Annotated in this window: 26 protein-coding genes; 9 read left to right on the forward strand and 17 right to left on the reverse strand. The window is 70.9% G+C overall.

Going from position 1 to position 26,870, the window contains the following annotated elements; genetic code table 11:
* Window positions 1–99 precede the first annotated feature (99 nt).
* From tilS to AC1DVZ_RS09115, 3 genes are read right to left on the reverse strand one after another with little or no spacing between them, the layout of a single operon-like run.
* Complete coding sequence (gene tilS / locus AC1DVZ_RS09105; protein ID WP_477617866.1) at window positions 100–1,143, reverse strand: tRNA lysidine(34) synthetase TilS; 1,044 nt, start codon at window positions 1,141–1,143, stop codon at window positions 100–102.
* A gap of 43 nt (window positions 1,144–1,186) precedes the next feature.
* Window positions 1,187–2,260, reverse strand: coding sequence for a zinc-dependent metalloprotease (locus tag AC1DVZ_RS09110; RefSeq protein ID WP_477617867.1), 1,074 nt, complete (start codon window positions 2,258–2,260; stop codon window positions 1,187–1,189).
* A gap of 14 nt (window positions 2,261–2,274) precedes the next feature.
* Window positions 2,275–3,714: a D-alanyl-D-alanine carboxypeptidase/D-alanyl-D-alanine-endopeptidase gene (locus AC1DVZ_RS09115; RefSeq protein ID WP_477617868.1), complete on the reverse strand. Its 1,440-nt coding sequence runs from the start codon at window positions 3,712–3,714 to the stop codon at window positions 2,275–2,277.
* A 110-nt stretch (window positions 3,715–3,824) separates the two neighbouring features.
* Here AC1DVZ_RS09115 and AC1DVZ_RS09120 point away from each other — a divergent pair, with 110 nt between their 5' ends.
* On the forward strand, window positions 3,825–4,382 hold the full coding sequence (locus tag AC1DVZ_RS09120) for an inorganic diphosphatase (RefSeq protein WP_477617869.1): 558 nt from the start codon (window positions 3,825–3,827) through the stop codon (window positions 4,380–4,382).
* 153 nt (window positions 4,383–4,535) lie between these two features.
* Here the strand turns inward: AC1DVZ_RS09120 and AC1DVZ_RS09125 are convergent, their stop codons facing one another.
* The 3 genes from AC1DVZ_RS09125 to AC1DVZ_RS09135 form a co-directional block, all read right to left on the reverse strand.
* Window positions 4,536–5,900: a C40 family peptidase gene (locus tag AC1DVZ_RS09125; RefSeq protein ID WP_477617870.1), complete on the reverse strand. Its 1,365-nt coding sequence runs from the start codon at window positions 5,898–5,900 to the stop codon at window positions 4,536–4,538.
* 367 nt (window positions 5,901–6,267) lie between these two features.
* Window positions 6,268–7,587 carry an MFS transporter gene (locus tag AC1DVZ_RS09130; RefSeq protein WP_477617871.1) on the reverse strand — a complete coding sequence of 440 codons (1,320 nt, stop codon included), beginning with the start codon at window positions 7,585–7,587 and terminating at the stop codon, window positions 6,268–6,270.
* A 96-nt stretch (window positions 7,588–7,683) separates the two neighbouring features.
* Window positions 7,684–8,139 (reverse strand): SRPBCC family protein, encoded by a 456-nt coding sequence (locus AC1DVZ_RS09135; protein WP_477617872.1) that lies wholly within the window; start codon window positions 8,137–8,139, stop codon window positions 7,684–7,686.
* A gap of 57 nt (window positions 8,140–8,196) precedes the next feature.
* Here AC1DVZ_RS09135 and AC1DVZ_RS09140 point away from each other — a divergent pair, with 57 nt between their 5' ends.
* The 3 genes from AC1DVZ_RS09140 to AC1DVZ_RS09150 are packed head-to-tail and all read left to right on the forward strand — an operon-like array spanning window position 8,197 to window position 10,961.
* Window positions 8,197–9,030, forward strand: coding sequence for an alpha/beta fold hydrolase (locus AC1DVZ_RS09140; protein WP_477617873.1), 834 nt, complete (start codon window positions 8,197–8,199; stop codon window positions 9,028–9,030).
* A 24-nt stretch (window positions 9,031–9,054) separates the two neighbouring features.
* The gene (locus AC1DVZ_RS09145) at window positions 9,055–9,444 is read left to right on the forward strand and encodes a VOC family protein (protein ID WP_477617874.1); all 390 of its coding nucleotides are present in this window, start codon (window positions 9,055–9,057) and stop codon (window positions 9,442–9,444) included.
* Between the two features lie 35 nt (window positions 9,445–9,479).
* A complete protein-coding gene (locus tag AC1DVZ_RS09150; RefSeq protein ID WP_477617875.1) occupies window positions 9,480–10,961 on the forward strand; it encodes an LLM class flavin-dependent oxidoreductase in 1,482 nt (493 codons plus the stop codon).
* 80 nt (window positions 10,962–11,041) lie between these two features.
* Here AC1DVZ_RS09150 and AC1DVZ_RS09155 read toward each other — a convergent pair whose 3' ends face one another.
* The 4 genes from AC1DVZ_RS09155 to AC1DVZ_RS09170 are packed head-to-tail and all read right to left on the reverse strand — an operon-like array spanning window position 11,042 to window position 16,213.
* Window positions 11,042–11,578, reverse strand: coding sequence for a GTP-binding protein (locus AC1DVZ_RS09155; protein WP_477613827.1), 537 nt, complete (start codon window positions 11,576–11,578; stop codon window positions 11,042–11,044).
* A gap of 28 nt (window positions 11,579–11,606) precedes the next feature.
* The gene (locus AC1DVZ_RS09160) at window positions 11,607–11,978 is read right to left on the reverse strand and encodes a DUF742 domain-containing protein (RefSeq protein WP_477617876.1); all 372 of its coding nucleotides are present in this window, start codon (window positions 11,976–11,978) and stop codon (window positions 11,607–11,609) included.
* Window positions 11,979–11,982: 4 nt separating this feature from the next.
* A complete protein-coding gene (locus tag AC1DVZ_RS09165; RefSeq protein WP_477613829.1) occupies window positions 11,983–12,402 on the reverse strand; it encodes a roadblock/LC7 domain-containing protein in 420 nt (139 codons plus the stop codon).
* Window positions 12,389–16,213, reverse strand: coding sequence for an ATP-binding protein (locus AC1DVZ_RS09170; protein WP_477617877.1), 3,825 nt, complete (start codon window positions 16,211–16,213; stop codon window positions 12,389–12,391). Before AC1DVZ_RS09170 ends, AC1DVZ_RS09165 begins: the two co-directional genes overlap by 14 nt.
* Window positions 16,214–16,610: 397 nt before the next feature.
* On the opposite strand from AC1DVZ_RS09170, the gene AC1DVZ_RS09175 reads away from it, so the two are divergent.
* Window positions 16,611–17,051 (forward strand): YkvA family protein, encoded by a 441-nt coding sequence (locus AC1DVZ_RS09175; RefSeq protein ID WP_477617878.1) that lies wholly within the window; start codon window positions 16,611–16,613, stop codon window positions 17,049–17,051.
* A gap of 90 nt (window positions 17,052–17,141) precedes the next feature.
* Window positions 17,142–17,825: a phosphatase PAP2 family protein gene (locus AC1DVZ_RS09180; protein ID WP_477617879.1), complete on the forward strand. Its 684-nt coding sequence runs from the start codon at window positions 17,142–17,144 to the stop codon at window positions 17,823–17,825.
* Between the two features lie 95 nt (window positions 17,826–17,920).
* On the opposite strand, the gene AC1DVZ_RS09185 is transcribed toward AC1DVZ_RS09180, so the two are convergent.
* Entirely contained in the window at window positions 17,921–19,786 is a 1,866-nt protein-coding gene (locus AC1DVZ_RS09185; RefSeq protein ID WP_477617880.1) for a GAF domain-containing SpoIIE family protein phosphatase, read from the reverse strand.
* Window positions 19,787–19,934: 148 nt separating this feature from the next.
* Between AC1DVZ_RS09185 and AC1DVZ_RS09190 the strand changes: the two genes are divergently transcribed.
* From AC1DVZ_RS09190 to AC1DVZ_RS09200, 3 genes are all read left to right on the forward strand, one after another.
* Window positions 19,935–21,638, forward strand: coding sequence for an alpha-amylase family protein (locus AC1DVZ_RS09190; RefSeq protein WP_477617881.1), 1,704 nt, complete (start codon window positions 19,935–19,937; stop codon window positions 21,636–21,638).
* Between the two features lie 69 nt (window positions 21,639–21,707).
* The gene (locus AC1DVZ_RS09195; RefSeq protein ID WP_477617882.1) at window positions 21,708–22,385 is read left to right on the forward strand and encodes an HAD family hydrolase; all 678 of its coding nucleotides are present in this window, start codon (window positions 21,708–21,710) and stop codon (window positions 22,383–22,385) included.
* Between the two features lie 11 nt (window positions 22,386–22,396).
* The gene (locus AC1DVZ_RS09200) at window positions 22,397–22,774 is read left to right on the forward strand and encodes a hypothetical protein (RefSeq protein ID WP_477617883.1); all 378 of its coding nucleotides are present in this window, start codon (window positions 22,397–22,399) and stop codon (window positions 22,772–22,774) included.
* Between the two features lie 10 nt (window positions 22,775–22,784).
* Here the strand turns inward: AC1DVZ_RS09200 and AC1DVZ_RS09205 are convergent, their stop codons facing one another.
* From AC1DVZ_RS09205 to AC1DVZ_RS09230, 6 genes are all read right to left on the reverse strand, one after another.
* A complete protein-coding gene (locus tag AC1DVZ_RS09205; RefSeq protein ID WP_477617884.1) occupies window positions 22,785–23,459 on the reverse strand; it encodes a DUF6766 family protein in 675 nt (224 codons plus the stop codon).
* An 81-nt stretch (window positions 23,460–23,540) separates the two neighbouring features.
* Window positions 23,541–23,966 carry a hypothetical protein gene (locus AC1DVZ_RS09210; protein WP_477617885.1) on the reverse strand — a complete coding sequence of 142 codons (426 nt, stop codon included), beginning with the start codon at window positions 23,964–23,966 and terminating at the stop codon, window positions 23,541–23,543.
* 74 nt (window positions 23,967–24,040) lie between these two features.
* The gene (locus tag AC1DVZ_RS09215) at window positions 24,041–24,364 is read right to left on the reverse strand and encodes a phosphatase RsbU N-terminal domain-containing protein (RefSeq protein WP_477617886.1); all 324 of its coding nucleotides are present in this window, start codon (window positions 24,362–24,364) and stop codon (window positions 24,041–24,043) included.
* On the reverse strand, window positions 24,357–24,743 hold the full coding sequence (locus AC1DVZ_RS09220; protein WP_477617887.1) for an STAS domain-containing protein: 387 nt from the start codon (window positions 24,741–24,743) through the stop codon (window positions 24,357–24,359). The genes AC1DVZ_RS09215 and AC1DVZ_RS09220 overlap by 8 nt, the downstream gene beginning before the upstream one ends.
* Complete coding sequence (locus tag AC1DVZ_RS09225; protein ID WP_477617888.1) at window positions 24,740–25,633, reverse strand: STAS domain-containing protein; 894 nt, start codon at window positions 25,631–25,633, stop codon at window positions 24,740–24,742. Before AC1DVZ_RS09225 ends, AC1DVZ_RS09220 begins: the two co-directional genes overlap by 4 nt.
* Before the next feature lie 2 nt (window positions 25,634–25,635).
* Window positions 25,636–26,718 carry a sigma-70 family RNA polymerase sigma factor gene (locus AC1DVZ_RS09230; protein ID WP_477617889.1) on the reverse strand — a complete coding sequence of 361 codons (1,083 nt, stop codon included), beginning with the start codon at window positions 26,716–26,718 and terminating at the stop codon, window positions 25,636–25,638.
* Window positions 26,719–26,870: the final 152 nt, after the last annotated feature.

Below are 26,870 nucleotides of genomic sequence, written 5' to 3' on the forward strand. Positions count from 1 at the left end.
CGTGGATCTCCTCCTCGGTGATGAGGACCTTCTCGAGATCGGCTCCCATGTGGGCAGCGTCCACGGCTCAAACTCCCTCAGTTGTCGGGTGGTGCGGGGCTATTCAACCCGAGCAGGTGGGGCGATGGATACCCGGCCGCCCGATCGGGTCGCCTGCAGCGGACCGGGGAGGCTCACCGGACCCTGTCCGTGCCACTGGGTGAGGAGGGCGTCACACGCTTGGGTATGCCGGGTGCTCACCTGCCCCGCCGGCGCACCGGCCGCCACGGCGAGGCGCCGCCAGACCCGCGTGCGCACGGCCCGCGGCAGCGCGAGCATCGCGTCGACCCCCACCACCACCGGGTCGATGTAAACACGCGGGGATTCCCCGGCGGTTTTACATCGACCCGGGAGAGGGGGGACGACGAGAAGGGTGGCGAGGGCTGCGTCGGCGAGGGCGTCGAGGTGGTCGGCGTCCTCCCGCAGGAGGTCGGCCGTGCGCGCGAGGGCGGCGGCGACACCGGGGCCGAGGTCGCGCTCGAGGTCCACGAGCGCCCGGCGGGCCCGGACGCGGGTGAAGGCCGGGTCGTCGTTCATCGGGTCGTCCCACCAGGTCAGCCCTTCGGCCGCGCACGAGGAGCGGGTCTGCGCCCTGGTGACCGCGAGAAGGGGACGCCGGAAGCGGTCGCGAGCGCGCGGCATACCCGCCAGGGACCTGGCACCGGCCCCTCGGGTGAGGCCCAGCAGGACCTGCTCCGCCTGGTCGTCGAGGGTGTGGCCGAGGAGCACGAGGCGCGCGCCGTGCCGGTCGGCGGCTCCGTCGAGGGCGGCGTAGCGGGCGTCACGTGCCGCGGACTCGAGCCCGTCAGGGCCCTGCACGACCTCGACCGCCTCCCGGCTCAGCGGTGCCAGTCCAAGGGCTTCGCACTGCTCGGCCGTCCGTCGGGCAACCGCCGCCGACCCTGCCGTCAGCCCGTGGTCGACCACGACCGCGCCGCCCCGGACCGCCAGCCTGGGCGCCTCGAAGGCGACCGCCGCCGCGAGCGCGAGCGAGTCCGCTCCCCCGCTGCACCCGACGAGGACGAGGTCCCCCGGCTCGCACTCGGCCAGGGTCGCGCGCACGGCGACACGGATCGCCGCAGTGGCGGGGTGGGGCCCGGCCACCTCAGGCCCCCGGCGTCCGGAGGGGAGCGTGTGCTGCCACCGGTCAGCCGTGGACCCGGGCGACCCAGGCCGAGGGCGTGGCGATCTCGGCCGGCAGCGGCAGCGTCTCGGGGGACTCCCAGATGCGGTTGAAGCCGTCGGTGCCGACGGCCGCGGTGACCTCGCGGACGAAGATCGCGCCGTCGCGGTACTGCCGCATCTTGGCCTCGAGCCCCAGGAGTCGGCGCAGCACCCGGTCGAAGGCACCGACGCCCTTGCGGCGCTCGTTGAACCTGCTGCGGATGTGGGCGACCGAGGGGATGATCTGGGGACCGACCTCGTCCATGACGACGTCTGCGTGCCCTTCGAGCAGCGACATGACGGCAGTGACGCCGGCGAGCTCGGCGCGCTGCTCGGGCGAGGCGATCAGGTCGGTGAGGCCGGCGCCCCCGCTCTTGAGTGCGTCGGGCAGCTGCTTGGTGAGGCGTGAGAGCGTCTCCTGCAGGGACTCGGGGTCGGGGACCAGGTCGGACGCCAGGGTGCGGACCCGCTCGACCATGTGGTCGCGCAGCCACGGCACCGCCGTGAACTGCACGCGGTGGGTCTCCTCGTGCATGCAGACCCAGAGCCGGAAGTCGACCGGGTCGAGGCCGAGCTCGCGCTCGACCTGGACGAGGTTGGGTGCCACGAGCATCAGCTGGGGCGTGCCACCGGGGGCCAGGTCGTACTGGCCGAGGACCTTGCTCGACATGAAGGCGAGCAGCGCCCCGGCCTCCCCGCCGGTGACCTTGCCGCCGATGGCCTGCATCGTCTGGTTCGGTGGCGTCTTCTGGCTGTCGACCAGCTTGCCGAAGACGGGATCCATGAGCGCTGACATCGAGTCCGCGTTGAGCGAGATCCAGGTGCGTCGGTCGACGACGACCGGCCCGGGGGCGTCGCCCGGCGCGTGCAGCCGGGCGGTCTCGGCCACGGGCTGCTGGGCCCGAAGAGCCGCGGCACGCACGGACGCGACGACCTCGGCGGCCTCGGCCACCGTCACCTTGGGTCCGGCGGGCACCAGCCGCGTCCCGGTGGCCTTGGCGAACTGCCAGTCGACGTAGCGGGTGGTCTTCGGAGCTGCTGCCTCGGACACGGTCATCCCCTCACGGTAGGTCAGGGACACCCGCAGGTCGCGAGCACCGCCACGAAGCGGTCCAACGCGGCCCGGGCATCGAGCGTTCCGACGCCCCCGGGGAGTCGGTCGGCCTGGACGACGAAGGACAGCACCCGGCCGTCTGCGTCGATCACGGTGCCGGCCATGGCGCTCACACCGGTGAGGGTGCCGGTCTTGGCGCGGGCCAGGCCGGCGACGGCGCGCGTGCTCTTCGCGTGGAACCTGGTCGCCAGGGTGCCGGACAGGCCTGCCACCGGCAGCCGCGCGATCGTGTCCTGCATGGCCGGGACCGACCCGTCGGCTCCGAGCTGGAGCACGTCGGAGAGCACCTGCGGCGGGATCGCCTGACCTGAGGTGAGCCCGCTGGTGTCCTTGAGGACCACCCCCGTGAGGTCGACGCCCTGGGCCAGCACCGCCTTCCTCACGAGCGACACCGCTGCCGCGAAGGTCGCGGAACCCCCTGCCTTCACGGCTGCCTGACGCGCGAGCCCCTCGGTGAGGGCGTTGTCGCTGTCGTCGAGGGCGAGGGCGAGGATGTCACCGACCGGTGCCGACTCCACCCGCCCCAGCTCGGTGACGCCCTCGGGCACCTTCGTGGACCAGGTGGCCTCCGGGGCGAGGGTGGCCGTGATGCCGGCCTTGGCCAGGGCGCCCACGAAGGCGGCGCCCACGGCGGCCTCGGGGTTGCGTGGAGCCGGCTTGAACGGCTCGGCCCGCTGGCCCGCAAGTCCCAGCATCGAGACCCCGCCGGCGTAGCCCGCCCTCACATCAGCCTGGTTCCAGCCCGGCGCCCAGCGCGGACCCTTGGCGTAGGTCGTGTCCAGCCGGAGGGTGACCTGCGTGGTCCCGGCGGCCTGCAGGGCCGAGGCGACCTGACCCGCCAGGTCTGCCAGGCCGGCGCGACCCTCGACGGCGGTCGGGGTTCCCTTGCCCCTGGCCAGCATCGTGTCGCCACCCGCGACCAGCACGATCTCGTCGGGCGTGGTGCCCTGCACCACGGTCGTGGGGAGGGTGGCCAGCGGGTCGAGCGTCGTGTCGACGGCAAGGGCGGTGAGCAGCTTGGCCGTCGAGGCGGGCACCCGTGCCCGGGTGGCGTCCTTGCTGAGCAGGGTCTGACCCGTGAAGGCGTCGCGAACCACGATGCCCGGCCCGGGACGCAGGGCCGGGTCGGCGACGACGGTCGCGAGCGCTGTGGCCAGCGCCGCAGGGTCGGGGATGGGCGCACTGGCGGACGCGGGCTCGAGCGGTTGCGCGGCGGGGTCGATGGTGGGAACCGCAGCGGCGGTGGGCGTCGCGGTGCCCGTGGGGGTGGTGGTGGTCGGTGCGGCGCGGGGCTGGTCACGCGTCAGGATCCCGGGCACGATGTCGAACACGTCGAGCGCTGCGTAGGCCACCCCCAGCACCACCACGGCCAGCAGGGCGGCCAGGATGCGACGCACTCGACCCCCTCAGCGCTGGACTTGCGTCATACGGAACACTTAGCCGCGAGCCTAGGTCATAGGCGCGCGCACCACGTCTCAGGCATGCGCACAACGGAAGGGACATCGTCGTGGAGTTCGACGTCACCATCGAGATCCCGCAGGGGCACCGCAACAAGTACGAGGTCGACCACGAGACGGGCCGGATCCGGCTCGACCGCCTGCTGTTCACCTCCACGCGCTACCCGGCCGACTACGGCTACGTCGAGGACAGCCTCGGCGAGGACAGCGACCCCCTCGACGCGCTGGTGCTCCTGGAGGAGCCCACCTTCCCCGGTTGCCTCGTGCGCGTGCGCCCGATCGGCATGTTCCACATGCGCGACGAGGCCGGCGGTGACGACAAGATCCTCTGCGTGCCCGCGGGCGACCCGCGCCAGGCACACATCACCGAGCTCGAGCAGGTCAGCAGCTTCGACCGCCTCGAGATCCAGCACTTCTTCGAGACCTACAAGGACCTCGAGCCCGGCAAGTCCGTCGAAGGCGCCCACTGGGCCGGACGCGAAGAGGCCGAGCAGGTGGTGCGCGAGGCCATCGAGCGGGCCAAGGAGGCCGGCATGACCACCGCTCGCTGGCGCATGCCCGACGTGTCCGCCGAACCGATGTCCGAGGCCAAGCCGCCCACCGACTGAGCCCGCGCGCCGCGGCGCGCACCCGGCATACACAGGCCCCCAGGCGACGTCACGTCAGCCTGGGGGCCTGGTGCTTGGGGTGGGTATGCCGCGTGCGTCAGGGCGCAGGCGCGGCGGCGGTGCGGCGGGCGGTTGGCCGCGCCGCGAGGGGAGCTAGGGCCGACCGCCGTAGGAGACGAGGTCCGACCGGTAGATCGAGGCGTAGCGGACGTTGGCCCCGGTGTAGGGCGCCTCGATCATCTGGCCGCCGCCGATGTAGAGACCCACGTGGTGGCTGTTCGGGCCGGAGCTGCCGAAGAAGACGAGGTCACCGGCGCGCAGGTCGCTGATGGCGACCCGTGAGGTCTCGTCCCACTGCGCACCGGTGTAGTGCGAGAGGCCGACGCCGGCTCGCTGCCAGGCGCGCATCGTGAGGCCGGAGCAGTCGAACGTGTTCGGACCGTCGCCGCCCCACTCGTAGGGCTTGCCGATCTGGGCCCGGGCGTAGGCGATGACCGCGGAGACCCCACCGTTGGTGGACGGCGGCGGCGGCGGGTTGTCGGGCTGCGGCGCGGGCTTCGGCTGGTTCTGCTGGGCGGCGTCGCGGGCAGCCTGTTCGGCGGCCTCGGCAGCGGCCCTCTGGCGAGCCGCCTCGGCGGCGGCACGGGCTGCGGCCTGCTGGGCGGCCTTCCGTGCGGCCGCGGTGCGGGCGGCCTTGGCGCGCTCGGCGGCGAGGCGGGCCTGCCTGGCTGCCTCGGCCGCGGCTGCACGGGCGACTGCTGCGGCAGCCAGACCGTCCTGGCGCTGCTTCTCGAGGGCGACCGAGGTCTTGCGCAGGCTGGCCAGCTGCACGGTGAGGGCCTGCTGCTGGTGCTGGATCTGGGCCGTTGCGGCCTGGGCCTGGTCGGCCTGGGCCTGCGCCGCGGCACGAGCCGCCTGGGCGGCCGCTGCCGCCTTGGCCTGCGCCGCCTCGGCGCTCGCGGCCTGCTTGCGCATGGTGTCGGCGACGATCGAGGAGGCGGCAGCCCGCTGCAGGGTGCGGGTCCGGGAGTCGCTCACGGCCTCGATGGCGGTGGCGCGGTCCATCAGGTCCTGCGGGCCGGTGCTGGACAGGTAGGCCTCGAGCTCGCCGAGGTTGCCGCCCTGCTGGTAGACGCTTGCGGCGTAGCGACGCACCTGCAGCCCCGCGGCGTCGGCGATGTCCTGGGCCTGGGCGGCGCGCTTCTTGGCGGCGGCGGTCTCGGCGGTGCGCTTGTCGAGCTCGTAGCGGGCCCCGTTGTAGGCCTCGGCCGCTGCTGCCGCGCTCTCCTGCACCTGGCTCAGCCGGGCACTGGCCGTGGCGTACTGCGCGTCGAGGCTCGAGACCTTGCCGGACGTGCTGGCGACGGCCGACTTCGCCTTGTCGACCTGCGACTTGGACGGGTAGACCGGGCCCGGGTCGGCGGAGGCGGACAGCCCTGTGGTGACGGCCAGGATCCCCACGACGGAGAGCGTCGCGGCGCTGCGGAGCGCGCGGCGTGCGGGGTGGGCGTTCGGCACGGGGGATGCCTCTCGAGTCGGGTGACCGGTCTGGTTGGGACAGCCGCACGAGACTAGAGCCGGGTTTTCACTCGGAACACTCCAGTCACACAAATCCCACGCCTTACGAGCGAGTACGAGAAATGACATGCGTGTGGTTCGGGGAGTTACACGCATGTCTTTCAGCAGGCAGTGGGACTCCTTCGATCACCTGTCCAGAAATGGTCACGAATCGGTAACGAAATCCGCATTTTCGCAGGTGAGAGCCCTGAACGGCCGTTCCAGCCCCACTGTCCAGCGCGACTTCTGGCCACCCATCTGGCACCAAACCCCTCAACAGCCCCGGGGGTGGGGTACGGGTGGCCAGAAGTCGGAAGGAGTCGCGGGGTCAGGGGGTGATGGCCTCGCCGGCCCGCAGGGCGGCGTAGGCCTCGGGATCGCTCTCCCGCAGGGCCCGTCGGGTCTTGCGCCGGTACCTCAGTATCTGCACCACCCCGGCGCCCCAGACGAGGTACTGCACCGACATGGCGGCGCGGAAGGTGTCCACGTCGTAGGTGCTCGGCCCACCGGGCGCCACCCTGTCGAGGATGATGCCGATCAGCGTCACGGTCGAGAGCGAGGCGAGGAAGCCGCCGACGTTCACGATCCCCGTCGCGCTCCCGAGCCGGGTGGGCGGGTTGAACGTCCGGGCCAGGTCGAATCCCACCAGCGACCCGGGACCACCGACGGCCGTGATGACGACGAGCAGCACGAGCAGCGGCAGCGGCGCCCGCCCGGGCCAGAGCAGCACGACCGCCCACACCGTCATGATCGAGAAGACGATCCCGAGGATGAGGGTCGAGCGCGAGAAGGGGTACTTCGTGACGAACCCACCGATGAGGGGACTGGTGACCACCGTCGTCACCGTCATCAGCATCAGCAGGACGCCGGCCGCCTTCGGCGAGAGCCCCTGCCCGGCCACGAGGAACGGGTAGCCCCACAGCAGGGCGAACACCGTGGCGCCGAACTGGGCGGAGAAGTGCGACCACAGCCCGAGCCGCGTGCCGGGGGTGCGCCACGCGGCGCGCACGCTGCGGGCCAGCGCCCGGACCTTGATCTGGTCGAGCTCGTGGTCCGGGTTGGGCGAGTCCCGCACGACCACGAGGACGATCGCCCCCAGGACCACGCCGAACAGCGCGGCACCCGCGTAGGACGGCGTCCAGCCCCACTCGTGGAGGGCGTAGACGAGGGGCGTGGCCGCCACCAGCGCGCCCAGCTGGCCGAGCAGCCCGGTGAGCTGGGAGACCATCGGGATGCGCAGCGGCGGGAACCACAGGGCCACGAGGCGCAGGAGGGGGATGAAGACCATCGCGTCGCCGATCCCGACGAACACCCTGGCGGCGATACCCACCACGAAGGAGTCGGCGAAGGCGAACCCCAGCTGCGCGACCGTCATCATGGTCACGCCGGTCAGCAGCAGCCGCTTGGGCCCGAACCGGTCGAGCAGCGCGCCGACGGGGATCTGCATGGCCGCGTAGACCAGCAGCTGCACCATCGTGAACACGGACAGCTGCGTGGCCGCGATGTCGAAGCGCTCGCTGGCCAGCAGCCCCGCCACCCCGAGTGAGCTGCGGTGGAAGACCGCCAGCACGTAGACCGACACCGACGCGGCATACACGATCCACGCCCGCCGACCCCCGAGTGCGAACTGGGCGGCAGGTCTGGTCACGCCCCAGTGTCCCGCACCCCCCCACCCCGCGGGCACCGCGGGTCACGGTGGCGCGAGAGGGCCCGAGTGACCCGGCGGCGAGTCCGAGCAGTGCGCCTATGGGCGCCCTGCCAGGTAGTCCGCCAGACCGGCCCGCCCGGATCTCATCATCCAGCCGTGGTTGGCGCGCAGCAACGGTCCGGTCACCCGAGCCGTCCGGGCGAGCAGCATGGGGGTGACCACGGCCTCCTGGTCGAACTCGGCGACCGTGGCGCCGTCGTCACCGGCGCGGACCCGCCACTCGCACCAGCCCTCGAGGTCGCCACTGACCTCGACCCGCAGGTGACCGGTCGAGGGGTCCTCGACCTCCCGTCGCAGCACCAGGTGGAGCGTGTAGGGCAGGAAGCTGCGGATGTCGGTGCGCCCGGAGTGGTCGTCGATGCGTTCGGCGGAGCGCACCTGCGGCCACCACAGCGCGTACCGCTCCACGTCCGCGAGGGCGTCGAAGACCCGCCCGGGTTGCGCGGGCACGCGCCACCGGTGGTGGAAGTGGAAGGTCGACACAGGACTCATCATGCACGCCCCACTCTTCGTGCCCGCCCCCGTGACGCCGGCCGGTAGGTTCACCGCGTGGAGCGCTTCATGCGGGACGGCCTGGTGTTCGACGTCGCCGACAGCGGCGCCGGTGACGATGTCGTGGTCCTGCTGCACGGGTGGCCCCAGGACCGGCACACGTGGTCGACGGTGGCGCCCCTGCTCGCCGACGGCGGCCTGCGGGTGGTGGCGTTCGACCAGCGAGGCTACTCGCCGGGTGCGCTGCCCCGTGGTCGCGAGGCCTACCGCATGAGCGAGCTCGTGGCCGACGTGCTGGCCCTGGCCGACGCCCTGGGCCAGACGCGCGTGCACCTCGTGGGCCACGACTGGGGCGGGTCGGTCGCCTGGGCCTTCGCCGAGCGCCACCCCGAACGGCTGCTGAGCCTCACGGTGGTCTCCACGCCGCACCACCGAGCCATCGCCTGGGCACTGCGTCACGCCGACCAGGCCCGGCGGAGCTGGTACATGGCGTTCTTCCAGGTCCCGGCCCTGCCGGAGCTCGTCCTGCGGCGTCGCCTGCCCGCCGCACTGCGCCGTTCGGGCCTGCCCGAGCAGGACGTGCAGAGGTATGCCGCGCGGTTCCGTCGCCCGGGCATGGCCCGTGGCGGGTTGGCGTGGTACCGCGCGATTCCGTTGCGCCGCAATGCTTCTGACGAAGCTGGCGCCTCCCGTCGCATCTCGACGCCCACGGCCTACGTCTGGGGTCGGCACGACTCGGCACTCGGCCGCGCGGCTGCCGAGCGCACCCGGAGCCACGTCGCAGCCGACTACACCTTCACCGAGCTCGACGCCGGGCACTGGCTGCCCGAGACACATCCGCAGGAGGTCGCCGCGGTCATCCTCGAGCGGCGGCGCACCCTCCAGCAGTAGATTCACGCGCAGGAGGTGGGTGCGATGACAGGTGGCACCGGACTGGCACAGGTGGCCCAGCACGCGGAGGACCTCGACCGAGCGGCAGCCTTCTACGAACGGCTGCTGGGGTCGCCACCGCTCGCCAGGTTCGACCCACCGGGGCTGCTGTTCTTCGGGCTCGGTGCGACCCGGCTGCTCCTCGAGCAGGGTGCGAGCTCGGCCCTGCTCTACCTCGCCGTGGAGGACGTCCCCACCCGCATCGAGGAGCTGCGGGCCGACGGCGTCGTCGTCGAGGCCGAGCCCCACGTCATCTTCAGCCACACCGACGACACGCTCGGGCCTGAGGGCACCGACGAGTGGATGGCCTTCATCCGCGACAGCGAGGGAAACCTCGTAGGGCTGGTCAGCCACGCGCCGAGGGCAGAAGCCTGACCACAGCGCCACCGCTGCCCGACCCGGCGCTCGTCGTGCTCGTCGGCCCCAGCGGCGCAGGCAAGTCCACCTGGGCCGCGCAGCACTACCGGCAGCAGGAGGTCGTGTCGTCGGACGCCCTGCGCGCGGTGGTGGGCAGTGGTGAGTTCGACCTCGACGCCTCGGCCGACGCGTTCGCGCTCCTGCACCAGGTCGTGGCTGCGCGAGCCCGCCGCGGACTGACCGTCGTCGTCGACACCCTGGGCCTCGACCCGGACCTGCGCGACCGCCTTCGCGAGCAGGGCCGCACCGCGGGACTTCCTTGCGTCGCAGTGCTTTTCGAGACAACCCCCGCCGTATGCCGTGCGCGCAACGCCCAGCGGGACCGACCCGTCCCAGCGGCTGTCCTCGGCCGGCAGCTCGCGACGTTCGGGCGTGTCCGGGAGGCCCTCGCGGACGAGGGCTGGGACGCGGTCCGGATCGTCACCGACACCTCCGCCCCGGCGAGACCCGGAGCGGCTGGCGCCACGGCGCCCGCGGCATCGACGGGCGCGGAGTCGACGGGCGCGGAGTCGACGGGCCCGGAGTCGGGGGCAGGAGCGGGCGACCTCGGGCTGGAGGTGGTGATCCAGGTGTCCCGCTTCCCCTGGGGTGCGGACCCGGCCGGGTGGCTGCGTTCGGTCGCCCTGGCGGCGGACCACTTCGGCTTCAGCGGGATCGCGCTGATGGACCACCTCATCCAGATCCCCCAGGTGGACCGGGCCTGGGAGCCGATCCCCGAGCCGTGGGTGACGCTCGGCATGCTCGCCGGCCTGGACACGAACCTGCGACTCGGCACCCTCGTCTCGCCAGTGACCTTCCGCGCTCCCGGCATCATCGCGAAAACCGTTGCCACTCTTGATGTCCTGTCCGGGGGTCGCGCCTTCGTCGGTCTCGGGGCGGGCTGGTGGGAGCGCGAGCACCTCGCGTTCGGACTGCCCTTTCCGCCGCCGGCAGAGCGGCTCGACCAGCTCGAGGCCTCGATCGAGACGATCCGCGCCCTGTGGGGCAAGGGCACCAAGGCGCACGAGGGCAGGCGTGTGACGTTGCCCGAGACCACGGCATACCCACGGCCTGTGGGCCAGCCACAGATCATCGTGGGGGGCGCGGGCGAGCGGCGAACCCTGCGTATCGCGGCGGAGCTCGCGGACGCCTGCAACCTCCCCAGCGACCTGCCCACCCTCGAGCGCAAGCTCTCCGTGCTGCGCAGGCACTGCGAGAGGGCGGGGCGAGATCCGGGTGAGGTGGCTGTGACGGTGCTCGACCTGCCTGTCGTCGGCACCGACCGCGACGACACCTGGCGACGGGTCGAGCTGCTGCGGGGTCGCACCCCGGCCGCGACGTTCGCGTCGCGTCACCACGCGGGCGAGGCGGCTCAGCACCACGAGCGCCTCCTCACGCTGGCGCAACGCGGCGTCCGGACCGTCTTCGTCGGCTTGCCCGACCTCGACGGACCGCAGGACGTCGAGCGGCTCGCGGGGGTCCTGACGGGCCGCTAGACACGACCTCGCCGGGTGCCACTTCGWCGAAGTGGCACCCGGCGAGGGGGCGAGCACGCCCGTCCGGTGACGGGCTGGGGTCAGGCCGAGGCGGACACGCCCGTGAGCTGCGTCAGCGCGAACTCGGTGATGCGAACGAGGGCCCGCTTGGCGGACTCGCGGTCGCGGGCATCGACCGCGATGACGGGGATGTGTGACGGGATCGCGAGGGCCTCGCGGATCTCGTCCGGGCCGAACTCCTGCGAACCGTCGAACTGGTTGAGCGCGACGATGAACGGCAGGCCCTTGGCCTCGAAGTAGTCGACGGCGGCGAAGCTGTCGTCGAGGCGACGGACGTCGACCAGCACGACGGCACCGATGGCGCCCTTGACCAGGTCGTCCCACATGAACCAGAAGCGGCGCTGGCCAGGAGTGCCGAACAGGTAGAGGACGAGGTTCTCGGCCAAGGTGATGCGGCCGAAGTCCATCGCCACCGTGGTGGTGTGCTTCTGCTGCACCTTGGAGATGTCGTCCTGGCCCTCGGACTCGTTGGTGACAAGAGCCTCGGTGCGCAGGGGATCGATCTCGGAGACGGCACCAACGAAGGTGGTCTTGCCGACGCCGAACCCGCCGGCCACGACAATCTTCGTCGAGGCGCTGTTGCGGCTAGAGGGCGCGTAGTCCACTGAGTGTCCTTTCAATCAGTTCACGTCGTTCGTCGGATGTCGTGTTTTCGGAGATGGTCGTTCGCGTCTTGAGGTGCCCGGCGGTGACCAGGTCACCCAGGAGCACCCGGGCGACGCCGAGTGGGATGTGCAGTTTTGCCGAGACCTCGGCCACCGACTCCTTGGCCACACAGAGGTCGATGATCCGCCCCGAGAGGTCGCCCTCGGGCCAGGTCGTGGTGCGTCCGGAGGGAAGCACCTCGAACGTGGCCTCGATGGGGAGGTCGACCACGGACTCGGTGCGTCCGGACGTCAGCGCGTACGGCCGGACCAGGCGAGGGCCCGCCGACACTTCGCGTCCGTCTGGCGCCATGGGTCTAGCCCGACATCGGGGTCCGGGCAGACGCGTCGATCATCTTGCCGACGCGGTCAACCAGGACCGCCATCTCGTAGCCGACCTGACCGATGTCAGAGTCGGTGCTGGTGAGTGCTGCCAGGTGCGAGCCGTCTCCGACGCTCATGAGGAGCAGGTAGCCCAGCTCCATCTCGATGACCGACTGGAGGACAGTGCCGCCCTGGAAGAGGCGCGCCGCACCCGAGGCGAGGCTGGCCATGCCCGAGGCCACCGCTGCCATCTGCTCGGCGCGATCGACGGGGAGCTGCTCGCTGGCGGCCATGGGAAGCCCGTCGGCGGAGACCAGGATGGCGTGTGAAACGCCAGGGGTCTCCGTCGTGAACTTGGCCACGAGCCAGTCGTACTCGCCCTTGGGCTGGGCCATGGCGTCAGTGGTGTACATCGGCTTCCTCTCGGTGTGTTCCATCTTGTGCCTCGGTGCGAGCGGAGCTCACACCGTTCTTGTGGCGGTTGAGGTTGCGGCGGATCGCTTCGGGATCGCGTCGCGATGCTGCGGGGGCAGCGGGCTTTTCGTCGGCCTCGTCAACGGCGCCGGGGATCAGGTAGCTGCCCGGGCGTCGCATGGGGAGGCCGGCTGCGGACTCTTCCAGGGGTTGGGTCTCCTCGATCCGTGCGGCGGCAGACCAAGCCTGGTCAGCCTCGTTGGTGGACCACGATGCCGATGCGGGCACCGACGAGTCGTCGGTGAGCCAGCGCGACATCATCGCTCGGAAGATGGGGGTGTCGTTGAGGCTTGCGGGGCGGGGCGAGCCCACCTGTGCGTCGACACCCTCCGGCTCGACCGCCTCCTCGCGACGCGGCTGCTCGACGGCCTCGACGGCCATCTCGGGAGCCATCTCGGGAGCCACGACAGGTTCGGGCGTCATCGACGCGACGACCTCGGTGGTCTCCTCGGCTGCCGCCTCGACGCTCTGGTCGAGGCTCTCCTCGGTGGCTTCGGCGACTGCTTCGACGGCCGGCTCCTGGAACGCGACGGCCTCGGTGGCCACCTCGACGACGTCGACCGTCTCGGTCGCGGCGTCGGTGACGGACTCGGTGGCCACCTCGACGACGGCGACCGGCTCGGTCGCGGCGTCGGTCACGGCCTCGGTGGCCGCAGCCTCCGCGCTGGCGACGGACTCCTCGGGCGACGGCGCTGCGGCCGCCGCGTCGCGGGCCCGACGAGCACCGAAGAAGGACGTGTTGTGCGCCCGCATGGCCGGCCGCGAGAGGGTCGCCCCAGCCGAGGGGTCCTGCGAGGCATGGGCGGACGTGGCCCCCGGGACGCGGGTCGGCAGCGGCGTGGTGCCGGCCGACCCGGTGACCGGAGCCTCGACCACATCGATGCTGTCGACCGGTGCCGACACCTCGGCGGACACCTCAGCCGGTGCGTCGACAGGGACATCGGAGGCCCCGTCAGCGGCCGGCTCGGCTCCGGTCTCGGCGACAGGAGAGTCATCGGAGCCCAGGTCGGACGCAGGGTCCGCAGCCCCGGCAGAGGCGACCTCGGCCACCCACTCCTCGGGCACGTGCATCTCTGTGGTCGAGTCGCTCGAGTCGCTCGAGTCGCTCGCGTCGCTCGAGTCATCGGAGTCGACCGCGTCGACCGGCACGAGGTCGGTCTGTGCTGAAGTCTCGCCGTCGGCTGCCGGGGCGTCGGCTTCCAGCTCACGGGCCTTGCCGGCCTCGACGATCTTGGCGCGGTGCTCGAGCCAGGCCGACAGGTTGGAGGGCATCTGACGGGGCTCGTCGGCCTCGGCCTCGATCCGGGCAGCCTCGGCGGCTGCCTTGGCGCGACCGGGAAGCCAGCTGAGCCTGCCGGACTTGGCGGCGGGGGCGCCCGACTTGGCACCGGGCTTGGTCGGCGCCTCTTCCTGTGGCGTGGACGGAGCGTCCTCGAACTCGCGGTACTCGGTGATCCCGGTGGCCCGCGGCTTGCGGACCGGCAGCCCGGACGGCGAGAGCTGGGGCCCCGAGGCCGCTTCTGCGGCAGGAGCGTCCTGGCTGTCGGTGGCGGCCTCCGCGACCTCCGCCTCGACGACAGCCGCGGTCGGAGCGTCCGCCGCACCCTGCGGGCCCGGGACGGTCTCCTCGGTCGCGGCCGGCGCGCCGTTCACGGCGGGCTTGTCGGATGCGCCGTTGACGACCTTGTCCTCGACGGCGTGGCCGTTGGTGGGCGCCTTCTCCTCCACCGCCGCGTCGGCACCGTCGATGACGGGCTTGGCGGGGGTCTGTATGCCGTTCGCGGCCGTGGGACCGTGCGCCCCGGGTGTGCGAGTGGGCAGCACCTTCTTGGCTGCACCCGGCACCGGGCTCGGCGTGGCACCGCTGGCGCCGCGGACGCGGGTGGGCAGGCCGGACTTCGTGGTGCCACCGACGGCAGGCGTGGGCGGGGCCGCGAGGGAAGCGGCGACCGGTGCATCGGCAGGGGCGGGAGCAGCGGCCGGCCGGGCCGGGCGCTCACCCCTGCTGCTGTCGGCCAGCAGGGAGGCGGGCAGGTGCACCGACACCGTGATGCCCTGCTTGTCGTCACCGTTGCGGCGCAGCCGCACTGCGATACCGTGCCGCTTCGCGAGGCTTCCGACGACGAACAGGCCCATTCGACGGGCGGTGTCCGCGGTGATGTCGCCACCGTGCGCGAGCTGGTCGTTGAGGGCGGCAAGCTCCTTGGGCGGCATACCCAGGCCACGGTCGGAGACCTCGATGAGGAGGCCGCCTTCGGGCGTGCGGGCACCGCGGATCGCCACGCGGGAGGTGGGCGGCGAGTAGGACAGGGCGTTGTCCACGACCTCGGCGACCAGGTGGATCAGGTCGGAGCCGACCGCACCGAGGACGTGGTCGTTGGACGTGTCGCCGATGTCGATGCGCTCGTAGTTCTCGACCTCGGACACGGCCGCACGGACGGCGTCGGACACCGACACCGAGCCGGACATGCCGCGACGCGTGGACGTGCCGGCGAGCACCAGCAGCGAGTCGCTGTTGCGGCGCATACGGGCGGCGAGGTGGTCGAGGCGGAAGAGGCTCTGGAGGCGCTTGGGGTCTTCCTCGTCGCTCTCGAGGCGCTCGATGAGGCTGAGCTGCTGGTCGATGAGGGACGTGCTCCGGCGCGACAGCGTCTCGAACATGTGGCCGACCTGGAGGCGCAGGCGGGCCTGCTCGCCGGCGAGGGTGCGGGCCTGGGTGTGGAGGTCGTCGACGGCCCGAGCGAGCTGACCCATCTCCTCGGTCGTGTGGACCGGGATCGGTTCGAAGGCGGGGAGCTCAGTGCCGTCACGCATGGCGGCAACCGCTTCGGGCAGTCGCTTCGTGGCGACCTCGAGGGCGCCTTGCCGCACAGCGCGGATCGGGATGAGGAGCGAGCGGATGAGGGCCAGCACGAGGGCCAACGCAGCCGTCAGCGCAGCGATCACGATGATGGCGTTGAGGATGGCGCTGGTGCGGTGCTGCGACGCGCGCTGGCGGAGGTTGGTCTCGAGCGAGGTCAGCTGCCCGTCCATGAGCTTGGTGTAGGCCGCGTTGCTGGACTCGATGACGGTGCCGAGCCCCTCGAGCTGAGCCTTGTCCGGGGAGGCCTGCTGGAGCGTGTAGCCGCGCCGGCCGTTCTCGTTGAGGAGCTGGCGCACCTGACCGGTCTGGTCGGACGTGGTGGCCGACAGCAGTCGCGTGAGCGCGGCGGTCTCGGCGCCGACCTGACCGACGGCACGCAGGCTGGCGGCCGCGTCGTCGGTGTTGGCGAGGTTGAGCTGCTCGCCGGTGAGCGCACGCTGGGCAGCGATGGCGTCCTGGAGGGCCACGACGAGCTTGGCCGACGCCGAGTCGTCGCTGAGGCCGAGGTCGCTGACGGCGGAGGACATCAGGCTCGCCGTGTTGCCCGACTTGTCGATGACGGTGTCCGAGAACCCGCTCTGCGTCTTGGCCGTACGCACCGCCTGTCCGAGCGACAGGGCGGTCTGGGCGTTGGCCTTGACCGAGTCCGGCACGCCGTCGACCTTGAGGGCGATGCGGAGGTCCGCTGCCGCGGACTCGTACTTGGTGATGGCGGAGATGACGCCGCCGCCGCCGACGCTCCCGGCCGCGGCCAGCCGCTGGACGGCAAGGTTGTACTCCACGACAGGGCGAATGACGAGGACCGTGTCCGCCGCCTGCGACAGCCGTTGCGAGGAGTCGAAGTCGTTCTTGACGCGCAGACCACCGAAGACGAAGGAGAGCAGCACAGGAAGGACGATGGCGGCAGCCAGTTTGCGGCGGAGGGGCCACTGACCGAACGACCAGCGTTGGGGGACACGGCCAGCCGCCGACTGCAGTCTGGACACGGAGCCACCTTCCTCACGACGAAAACTTGGGCGAACGGCAACATACGTGCGTCCACGGGGGGCACGGATAGGTATCCAGCGGCGGTTGGCACGTTTGGCCTCCGTAGAACTGACCAAACGGACTAGGACGCCCCGGAGAGGCAAAACAGCATGCCAGCCACGTCGCCGGTATACGAGGGTCGCCGGCACGGGACCACGCAAAGTCAGCCCTCCGACGCCCGCGAAGACCTTCGCCAGGAGGGGCAGGTGACGAGGTCGGGGTGCACCGGTGCGTTGCGTGCTCGGCCAGACTGTGCGGATGGTCCCGTCGCAGATCGCCCTGCCCGACCTCGGCACGCCGGGGTGGGCGACGGCCGCAGCCATCGGAGGCGGGCTGGTGCTGCTGTGGGTGGTCCTGGTCGTGGGTCTGTGGTGGGTCCGTCCGGACGACCTGCGGTTGCGAGAGGCGTTGCGGTTGCTGCCCGACCTCCTTCGCCTGCTGCGACGCCTGGCCGTTGACTCCTCCGTGCCGCGTGGAGCGCGAGTTCGCCTGTGGCTGCTGCTCGCCTACCTCGCCAGCCCGGTCGACGTCGTGCCCGACTTCCTGCCTGTCATCGGCTATGCCGACGACGCCATCCTCGTGGCGCTGGTGCTGCGCTCAGTCACCCGTCGCGCCGGGGCAGAGGCGCTGGAGCGGCACTGGCCCGGCACCCCCGAAGGCCTTGCGGCGGTCCGCGCCCTGGCCGGACTCCGCGACTGATCCGCTGCATCTGCGCAGGTCAGGAGCCTGTCCCACGCAGTCGGGCGCTAGGCTCGAGAAGTTGTGTGCACCCGACCGGAGTAGGACGACATGGCCTTCCTGACGCGCTACACCGACGACCGCTCCACACCGACCGTGGGCTCCGCGCTTCGGGACGTGTTCCTCCGTGCCGTCACCCCGGCCGTGGCCCTCTGGGCCGCGATCGTGGGCATCGGGTTGCTCATCAGGGGGCCCCTCGACGGATTCCCCGCGGAGGAGGACATCAGCAAGGACACCCAGGGCCTGCGCACCCCACGGTGGGACGACGTGACGCTGGTGTGGTCACACATCGGCAACACCGAGATCGTCATCGGCGTCTGTGTGATCGCCGTCGGTCTCCTCTGGTGGCGTACGCGCCAGTGGTGGGTGGCCGTCATTCCGGCCATCGCGATCGCCCTCCAGGCCACCGTCTTCGTGATCGCGACGGCGGTCGTGGCCAGGCCCAGGCCACACGTGCCCCACCTCGACCCGGCTCCCCCGACCTCGAGCTACCCGAGCGGTCACGTCGGTGCTGCCACGGCGCTCTACGTCAGCTTCGCCCTCCTGGCCCAGCGGATCGGTTCGCCGGTGCTGCGCCGGGTCGTGACGGCGCTGTGCCTCGTCATCCCGGTGCTCGTGGCGTGGGCTCGCCTCTACCGAGGCATGCACCACCTGACCGACATCGTCGTGGGCGTGGTCAACGGCCTGGCGTGCGCGCTGCTCGCCTGGGCGTACCTGCGTCGCAAGGGCAGGTAGCAGTCGAAGGGCGCGGTGCAGTCGAAGGGCGCGGTGCAGTCGAAGGCCTCGAGTGCACTCGCAGGGCCGGTGCGGTCAGGGGCCCGGTGCGCTCCTCAGGCCGACGGCTCGAGATCGTCGGCACCGGCGGCAATGTTCTCCAGGGTTCGCACCGCCGGCACCGTCGACAGTGTCTGCTCCGTCGGCGCCGCGGCGTGCCGACGGAGTGCCACCGCGGCCACGTCGTCGTCATGCGTCTCGTCCCCCACCGCCGCGATGGTGCCGCACAGGCCCCGGAACAGGTCCTGGTCCGCGAGACCGGCGACGGCAGCCGTGAGCCTTTCCCGGCCGACGTCGATGTCCTCGGTGCGCCGCTCGATCAGCCCGTCGGTGAAGAGCAGGACGGTGTCGCCGGGATCGAACCGCACCCGGTGCCGACGGCGCAGCCCCTCCCCTATGGCCAGCGGACCACCGTCAGCGCTGGGGAACTGCTCGACCGACGAGTCGGCTCGCAGGAGAATCGGTGCCGGGTGTCCGGCGTTCGCGAACAGCAGCTCGTTCCGTGCCGGGTCGGCCAGCAGGTACGCCAGGGTCACGAACTGGTCGTCGCCGTACGCCGTGAGCATCAGGTCGAGCTTGGTCAGCACCACGTCCGGGAGCGGATCCGCGGCGATGTAGGCGCGAACCGATGCCCGCATCTGCGCCATCGACGCCGCGGCCTCGACCCCACGGCCCATCACGTCTCCGACGAAGAGGGCCACCCGGCCGTCTGCCAGGACGATCACGTCGTAGAAGTCGCCCCCCACCTCCGTGCGGCCCGACGGCAGGTAGCGCGCCGCGACATCGCAGGCGTCGATCACCGGCAAGGCAGCCGGGAGGACGGCGTGCTGCAGCCGGACGGCGACGGCCAGCGTCTCGCTGTGGAGTTCGGAGTTGTCGATCGACACGGCCGCCCTGCGCGCGATGTCCTCGGCGAACTCGAGGTCGGCCTGCGTGTACCGGCGCTTCGACTCCGCGCTCACCCAGGTGATGACGCCGAGGGTCCGGCCGCGAGCGATGAGCGGGACCGTGACCGCGCTGTACAACGCGAGCTCTCGCGCGATCCGGAGGTGCTCGTCGTCCCGGGCTCCAGCGACGAGCATCTCGTCGGTGATCTCCGCGATGAGCTCGCTGCGCCCCGTCCTGATCACCTGCCACGCGCCGCTGCCGGAGTTCGGGTCGCTGGGGTACCGCTCCGCGAGCTCGTGCGCGTACGCGACCTTGGCCGGGTCGACATGGGCCACCGCGAGGCGGCGCAGTCGGTTGTCCTTGACCAGGTCGATCGCGCACCAGTCCCCGAAGTTCGGCACCGCGAGCTGGGCCACCCGCGCCAGGGTGGACTCGTAGTCGAGGCTGCTGGCGAGCTCGGCCGAGGCCTCGGCCAGGAAGGTCAGCTTGGTCTGGCGGTCGGCTGCCTCCTGCTCGGCCTGCACGCGCTGCAACGCCTGGGCGCAGGTGTCGGCCAGGATGTCGAGGCAGTCCAGCTCCGCAGGCTCGAACTCCCGCCGCCCGGGAAAGGACAGCCCGATCGCCCCCAGGGTGTCGGTCGACATGTTCAACGGCAGGACCAGCACCGAGCGTTCCCCGCGGTCGATCCGCGGGGTGTCCGGGTACGCCTCGAGGATCGCGGCGCGTCCGGCCAACAGCAGCCGTCGCCCGGAACGGATGACATCGGCAGCCGGACTCGGCATCGACAAGGGGTAGGTCGCGAATGCCTCCGCGTCTCCTTCGTCGCCACCCCGCAGTCCCATGAGCCGGACGACGTCGGGGCCGTCCCTGAGGCTGAGCGAGGCCATCGTCGCCCCCACGGCCTCCGAGCTGTGCTCGACGACGATCCTCGTGACGTCCTCCGCGCTGGCCGCTCGGATGAGCTCAGCCGTCACGCGGGCGAGTCCGGTCAGACGGTGCTCCAGCCTCGCCTCGGTGCCGGACTCCTCTGTCATGCCGACATGATGGCAGCGAGCGCGCCACAAGGCGCGGGATCGCCAGGAAACCGACCGAACGACCTTTCGAGGTCAAGGCGTCGGCGCGACCTCCTGACCAGCGACGTTGTGGGTGGCTGGCACCGGCCAACGGTGGTAGTCAGGACCTATGCAGATGTCCAAGACGGCCGACCTGTGGTGGAAGACCGCGGTGTTCTACTGCGCCGACGTCCAGACCTTCCTCGACGCTGACGGGGACGGGCAGGGCGACCTGATCGGGATGGCGCGTCGCGTCGACTACCTCGCGGACCTCGGCGTCACCTGCCTGTGGCTCATGCCGCTCTACCCGACGCGCGACGTGGACGACGGGTACGACATCACCGACTTCCTCGGCGTCGACCCCCGGCTGGGCGACCTGGGTGACTTCGTCGAGCTCGTGAGGACGGCCCGGTCCCGCGGCATCCGGGTCATCCTCGACTTCGTCATGAACCACACCTCGGACCACCACCCGTGGTTCGTCCAGGCCCGCAAGAGCACCGACAACCCCTACCGCGACTACTACGTGTGGCGCTCGACAGCACCGCCGGACACGTCGGCGATGGTCGTCTTCCCCGACAAGGAGGACAGCATCTGGGAGAAGGACCCCCGCACCGACGAGTGGTACCTGCACAACTTCTACAAGACCCAGCCCGACCTCAACACGGCCAACCCCAGGGTCCGCGACGAGATCGTCAAGGTCATGGGGTTGTGGCTCGAGCTCGGCGTCTCGGGGTTCCGCATCGACGCTGTCCCGTTCCTCTTCGCCCTGGACACGCTGCCCAAGAAGGACCAGAAGTTCGAGTGGGATCCCCACGACGCCCTGCGGCACGTCAAGGCGTTCTGCGGCCGGCGTGGCAGCGAGGTCGTCCTCCTCGGAGAGGTCAACGTGCCACGGGCAGAGCAGGCTGCCTTCTTCGGCGGGGCCGACGGCGACGAGCTCACGATGCAGTTCGACTTCATCGCCATGCAGGCGACCTGGCTGTCACTCGCACGCGGCGACGCCCGACCGTTGGTCGAGGCGTTGCGCGGCAGGCCGGAGGCCGACGAGGAGAGCCAGTGGGTGAACTTCCTCCGCAACCACGACGAGCTCACCCTCGACAAGCTCACCGACGAGGAGCGCCAGGAAGTCTTCGATGCCTTCGGCCCCGACCCGGCCATGCAGCTCTACGGCCGCGGTCTGCGACGTCGGCTGCCGACGATGCTGGACGGCGACCCCCGTCGCATCCGCCTGGCCTACTCCCTCATGTTCTCGCTGCCCGGCAGCCCGGTTCTCTTCTACGGCGAGGAGATCGGCATGGGCGAAAACCTCGACGTGCCAGGCAGGTATGCCGTGCGGACGCCGATGCAGTGGAGCCCGGCCCAGAACGGTGGCTTCTCCAGCGCGACCAAGGGCCGGCTGCCGCGGCCGCTCACGGAGGGCGCGTACGGGCCGGACCACGTCAATGTGGCCTCCCAGCGCAACGACCCCGCCTCGCTCTGGACGTTCATCGCCCAGCTGATCCGCCGCTACCGCCAGTCGCCCGAGCTCGGATGGGGCCGTTTTCACCCCCTCGAGCAGCCGTTCGACTCCGTCCTGGCGCACGTCGCCCAGCTCGACCCGTGGGCCACGATCGCCGTCCACAACCTCGGCCCCGAGGCGTGCCGGGTCCCGCTCTCGCTCGCCACGATCTCGGGGAACGACCTGCCGCCGATCGTCCACCTCACCGACCTGCTGGCCGACTACCGCCTCGAGCCGGTCGGAAAGCCTTCGGCTCCAACGATCGAGGTAGACCTCGATGGCTACGGGTGCAGGTGGCTGCAGGTCATCCGCGAGGGCGATGAACGGATCGGCTGACCGCGCCGGCCAGAGAGGAGACCGCCGGGGCGTTGAAGGGCATGTGGGATGTCGACCGGAGGAGGAAGCATGTCGGACGTGCTCACCCGTGCCAGCGGGATCGTCTTCGACCTCGACGGCACCCTGGTCGACTCGACCTACGTTCACACGATCAGCTGGTGGGAGGCCATGCAGCAGTTCGGTCATGACCGCCCGATGGCGATGGTGCACCACGCCGTGGGGATGGGTGCCGACCACCTGCTCGACCACGTGCTCGGCGAGAGACGCAACCGGAGCCAGGACAGCGCCATCGCGGCCGCCCACGACGCACTGTTCGCCACCTGGCACGACCGTCTGCACCCGCTCCCCGGTGCCGGCTCTCTCCTGAACTGGTGTCGGGACGCGGGGCTGACGGTGGCGCTCGCCACGTCCGGCGGGGAGCGCGACCTGTGGGCGATGCTCGAAGTCCTCGACCAGCCCGACTTCGACCTGATCGTCACGGGCGACGACGTCCAGAACTCGAAGCCGAGCCAGGACCTGCTCGAGTCGGTCATGACGCGAGCCGACCTCGAGCCCGAGGACCTGGTGGTGGTCGGTGACTCCGTGTGGGACATGGAGGCGGCGTCACGGGTCGGGGCCGCGGGGGTGGGGGTCGCGACCGGAGGGACCAGTGCGCCCGAGCTGCACGACGCCGGGGCCAAGCTCACCTTCGCGGACCTCGCCGCGCTGCACCACGCACTGGAGAGCGCCCGGTCGGACACCCCTTAGGCTCAGTCGTCGTGACCACTGCTGCCGCCATAGCCGTCTGCGTGATCCTGGGGGCGCTCGCCGTGTTGCAGGCGCTGCTGGCCGGTGGCGCCCCTCTCGGGCGGTTCGCCTGGGGTGGCCAGCACGAGGTCCTTCCCACGCAGCTGCGTGTCGGCAGCGTGGCCGCCATCGTTGCCTACGTCGTCATCGGGTTGGTCGTACTGGCTGGCGCCAGGCAGGCCGGTGGCGCCGAAGGCGCTCTGCGCGTTGCCATCTGGGTGATCGCGGCGTTCTTCCTCCTCGGGGCCGGGGGCAACCTGGCGTCGAAGAGCCGCTCAGAGCGCTTCGTGATGGCCCCGGTCAGTGGCCTGCTGGGTGCCCTGACGCTGGTTGTCGCAGCGGGAAGCTGACGGAGGAGACCTAGCCCTCGATTCCCGTGGTGCTGTGGGCGCTCCCGACCGGCTTGGACTCGGGCGACCCGCGCTCCCGAAGGTAGATGCTGAACACGACCATGCTGCCGACGGCGAGGAACTCCGACTGCCAGTTCTGGAAGGTGCGATTCCAGAAGTCCGGAGCGTGCAGGTAGCCGCTCCAGCTCAAGGGATCCTGAAGGTCCTGCAGCTGCTCGGCGTTGTAGGCGCTGCGACCGGCAACCAGCTGCGCTGTCCACGACCCGAGGAAGACCGTCCCCATCGCCAGACCCAGCGAGCGCGAGTACAGCGCGGTCCGCCAGCCCCCGACCTTGGCCCACCTTGGCGAGCCCACGTCCGCGTAGCGTCCGACCTTCTGCTCCTTGTCCGACTCGCGACCGGCCTTGTCGAGCGGCTTGGACTCCGGCGACCCCTTCTGCAACAGCCACACGGTCAGGAGGATGTAGAGCAGGAACTGGAGGTACTCCGACTGCCAGTTCTCGGCGACGTCCACGGCGAACTGCGACGACGTGAGGTACTGCCCCACCGTGAGTGTGGGCAGGCCGGCGTCCATAGCGGCCTCGTTGTACGACGCCTCCCCGGTGAGGGCCTGGCCGACGAGAGCAGCCAGGAGCAGCCCCGTGAAGGCCAGGGTGAGGCCGTTCTCACGCAACCACGGTCTCATCGGTGCGTCACCGCCATGGCCAGGCAGAAGGCGAGCCCCAGCCCGATGAACAGGAGGTATCCGATGAACCAGGCACGCACGTCAGGCCCCCTTGACCTTGCAGTCATACGGACGACCATCCTGCTGGCGGGTGCAGCCGGCAGCGGTCACGCGCCAACCCTGCGGGAACCGGGCGAGGAAGATCGTGTCCGTCGACAACCGCACGATGGCGTCCTTGCCATAGACCTGTACCGACTCCACCGAGGCGGAGCCTTCCACCCCGGCGGACGACGGCAACGCCTCCGCGCACCCACCCTCAGACTCCTCGAGGGATCGAAGCGTCTCGGGGGCCAGCAGCCCGCAGGCTTTCGCGGCCGCAGTGCTCACGGACTCGACGAACGTGCTCGCCGTCGCTTCCACGGTGGCGGCCTCGACGTTGCCCTGGCCTGCGCAGCCCGACACGCTGACCAGCGCGGTGACGGCCAGGACGGTTCCGCAGCGGATGCGGCGACTGAGGGGCGTGGGCACGAATCGGATGCTAACCACTCCGAGTGCGACTGGTGGACTGGCGGGCTCGGTGCCGACGCCGGGAGGCGTCGCCATCATGTGGTGGGGCCCGGAGGCGGTCCAGTTCCGGGTGGCGGCGAGCTCAGGCTCCGATGTGCCATGTCGAACGTCGACAGCACCTCCAGCAGGAACTCGGAGGCGGCAGACGTGACGCCGCGCACGTCCTCTTCCCGCGTGTCTTCGAGCACCTCGGCGAGAACGAGGTGGTGGACGTGCACCAGGTCGAGAAGACTCACGCCCTGAACGATGGCCTGGCGGCCCAGCTGGTAGCCCAGGGTCAGAGCCGCCTCGCTGTGCTGAGGCAGGTAGCGCTGCAAGGCAGCCCGGTAGTCAAGGGTCAGGTCGCCGACGTCACTCATGCCTGTGCACCTGGCCCCGGACCCTGGAGAGGTACTCGAGGCCCTCCTCGAGATCCAGCGCCGTCGGGACCTCGCCCATCCCCATGCCGAGCCGCACCATGGCATACGCCACCTCGGGCTGGATGCCCACGATGACGGTGACCGCTCCGCGAAGCCGGGCGATGTCGGCGATCGACTGCAGGGTGCGCGACCCGAAGCTGTCGATCACGTCCAGGGCAGCGACGTCGATGATGACGCCGCGCGCCCTGTGCTCACCGATCTGGCGGACGAGGTCGTGCTGGAACCGGACCATCTCGGAGTCGTCAAGGGCAGTGTGGACCGACGCGACGAGGGTGTCACCCTGACGCAGGATGGAGACGAGGGCCGGTCCTGAGTTCACGAGCCGTCCGTCACCGCCTTGCGTGTCACCGCGTAACCGAGCAGCCGCTCGGCCTCCTCCAGGCCGCCCTGGAGGTCGCCGATGGTGTTCATCTTGCTCAGGTCGACGCCGATGGTGACGAGGGTCTGCGCAATCGTGGGCGACAGTCCCGTGATGATGACGCTGGCCCCCATCAGTCGCGAGGCGTCGACCGTCTGCACCAGGTGGTTGGCGACGGTCTCGTCGACGTCTGGTGCGCCGGTGATGTCGATGACCACCACCTTCGCGCGGTGGGTGCGGATGCCGCTCAGCAGCTGCTCGGTGAGCTGTCTGGCCCTCTCGCTGTCGAGCACGCCGATGATCGGCAGGATGAGCAGCCTCTCCCGGACGGGCAGCACGGGCGTGGACAGTTCCCTGATGGCGTCCTGCTGCTGGCGGATGACCCGCTCGCGCTCGTCCACGAAGCTGACGGCCACGGTGTTGGCGATGCGGTTGGCGGCCGGCTCATAGGCGTCGAGGATCTGGTTGAGCAGGGCGAAGTCTCGCTGGTACTTCTCGAATAGGGAGCGCGCCAGGACGTCTCTCAGGAGCAGCACGATGCCGACCACCTCATGGGTCTCGACCCCTCGCGGGATGATCCGCTCCGAGAGGTCGCGGGCATAGTGCTGCAACGCCTCCACACTGCCTGTCTCGAGAACCTCGACGTAGTTGTCGTACACCGACGTGGTCTCGGCGATCATCTCCTGAGGAGTCATGGCCTCGAGCAGGTGCGCATCGCGAATGCGGGACGCCCACTCGTTGCGCAGCTTGGCGCGATGCTCCCTGAGGTGGGCCACCAGCTGGGGAAGCAGCTGGTTGCCGGACAGGGACGCATCGTGCTCGGCGGGGTCCTCCGTGTTCTGGGCGTTCATGCTCATCCCTTCTTGTCGAACCACTTGGTCATGCTGACGGTGGTGCCGTGGTCTGCCTCCGAGACGATGTTGAACTCGTCCATCAGGCGTCTGGCTCCGGGGAGTCCGAGGCCGAGTCCGCTGTAGGTGCTGTAGCCGTCCTCCATGGCCAGGTCGACATCCGGTATGCCGGGTCCGGTGTCCCGGGCGACGATCCGGATGCCGGGGCGCGGACGTTCGAGCAGCTCGATCGTCACCTCCCCGTGCGAGGCGAAGCGGACGATGTTGCGCGCCACCTCGGAGACGGCCGTGGCGAGCAGCGTCAGGTCTGTCCCGATGAAGCCTGCTCGGACCGCCAGCTCCCGAGCAGCCTGGCGAACCGTGACGATGTCCGGGTCCGCACTGATCGACACGTGGACCTCGTCGTCCCGCACCGGCCCCCTCCCGAGCAGAGGCTGGCTCAGCCGGGCGCAGAGCTCGCACTCGAGCAGGTGGCGAGCCGCGTCGACCTCCCGCTGCCGTCGTCGGTCCGCACTCGAGAGGGYCAACAGCACCGGTCGGCAGCGGTCCGTGGGAGGTTCAGCCCGCTCCAGCGCCAGGAGGTACTCGACCCGCAACCGGGCCCGGGTGCGCTTCAGCTGCGCGGCAACAGCGCCAGCGGTGCTGCCCGTCTCGTCCGCGAGCGACTGGGTCGGTCGACCGCTCACCTCGTGAGCCAGCAGGACCTCGCGTTCCCGATCGGTCAGCCGACGGAGCGCCTCGGTGATCGCGGACTGCTCCTCGGACGCGACGACGACCTCTTCGGCTTCCTCCGGCTCGCTGGGGTCGTGGATGCGATGCCTGTTTCGGGCATCTCGGTCGTCGTTGCGCCACATGGTCGCCACGACGTTGCGGACGGTGGCGATCGCATACGGCTCGATCATCCCCGGCTCGATCCGGTCCTCCGCTGCCAGCACCCGGAGCAGGGTCTCCTGGACCAGGTCCTCCGCCGCGGGGTGCTGGCCCACTCGGGCCGCAACGATCCGCCGCAGCATGGGGATCAGGGCGGCAACGTCTGCCGCCCCTCCAGACTCCTGCGGCTCGTCGGTCGCCCGGGCCGTGCTCACGGGAGCGACCCTACGCCTTGACGAGCAGTTCCACCTCTCTGACCTGCAGCTTTGCCCCCTCGCCACAACAGCTGGACCGTCGAGGCCCTCGTGCAGCCCGACGGGCGCCGAATCGACACCGCACGGCGCCGGAAGAGGAACCTCGCATCCCG

Source organism: Pedococcus sp. P2_E5, from assembly GCF_056403895.1.

Bases quoted from the DNA above. Each gene is read 5' to 3' on its own strand.
- AC1DVZ_RS09225 (WP_477617888.1), bottom strand. From the start codon at position 25,633: ATGAACGCCCAGAACACGGAGGACCCCGCCGAGCACGATGCGTCCCTG.
- AC1DVZ_RS09175 (WP_477617878.1), top strand. From the start codon at position 16,611: ATGGTCCCGTCGCAGATCGCCCTGCCCGACCTCGGCACGCCGGGGTGG.
- AC1DVZ_RS09160 (WP_477617876.1), bottom strand. From the start codon at position 11,978: ATGGCGCCAGACGGACGCGAAGTGTCGGCGGGCCCTCGCCTGGTCCGG.
- AC1DVZ_RS09110 (WP_477617867.1), bottom strand. From the start codon at position 2,260: ATGACCGTGTCCGAGGCAGCAGCTCCGAAGACCACCCGCTACGTCGAC.
- AC1DVZ_RS09145 (WP_477617874.1), top strand. From the start codon at position 9,055: ATGACAGGTGGCACCGGACTGGCACAGGTGGCCCAGCACGCGGAGGAC.
- AC1DVZ_RS09195 (WP_477617882.1), top strand. From the start codon at position 21,708: ATGTCGGACGTGCTCACCCGTGCCAGCGGGATCGTCTTCGACCTCGAC.
- AC1DVZ_RS09205 (WP_477617884.1), bottom strand. From the start codon at position 23,459: ATGAGACCGTGGTTGCGTGAGAACGGCCTCACCCTGGCCTTCACGGGG.
- AC1DVZ_RS09135 (WP_477617872.1), bottom strand. From the start codon at position 8,139: ATGAGTCCTGTGTCGACCTTCCACTTCCACCACCGGTGGCGCGTGCCC.
- AC1DVZ_RS09165 (WP_477613829.1), bottom strand. From the start codon at position 12,402: ATGTACACCACTGACGCCATGGCCCAGCCCAAGGGCGAGTACGACTGG.
- AC1DVZ_RS09185 (WP_477617880.1), bottom strand. From the start codon at position 19,786: ATGACAGAGGAGTCCGGCACCGAGGCGAGGCTGGAGCACCGTCTGACC.
- AC1DVZ_RS09190 (WP_477617881.1), top strand. From the start codon at position 19,935: ATGCAGATGTCCAAGACGGCCGACCTGTGGTGGAAGACCGCGGTGTTC.
- AC1DVZ_RS09215 (WP_477617886.1), bottom strand. From the start codon at position 24,364: ATGAGTGACGTCGGCGACCTGACCCTTGACTACCGGGCTGCCTTGCAG.
- AC1DVZ_RS09180 (WP_477617879.1), top strand. From the start codon at position 17,142: ATGGCCTTCCTGACGCGCTACACCGACGACCGCTCCACACCGACCGTG.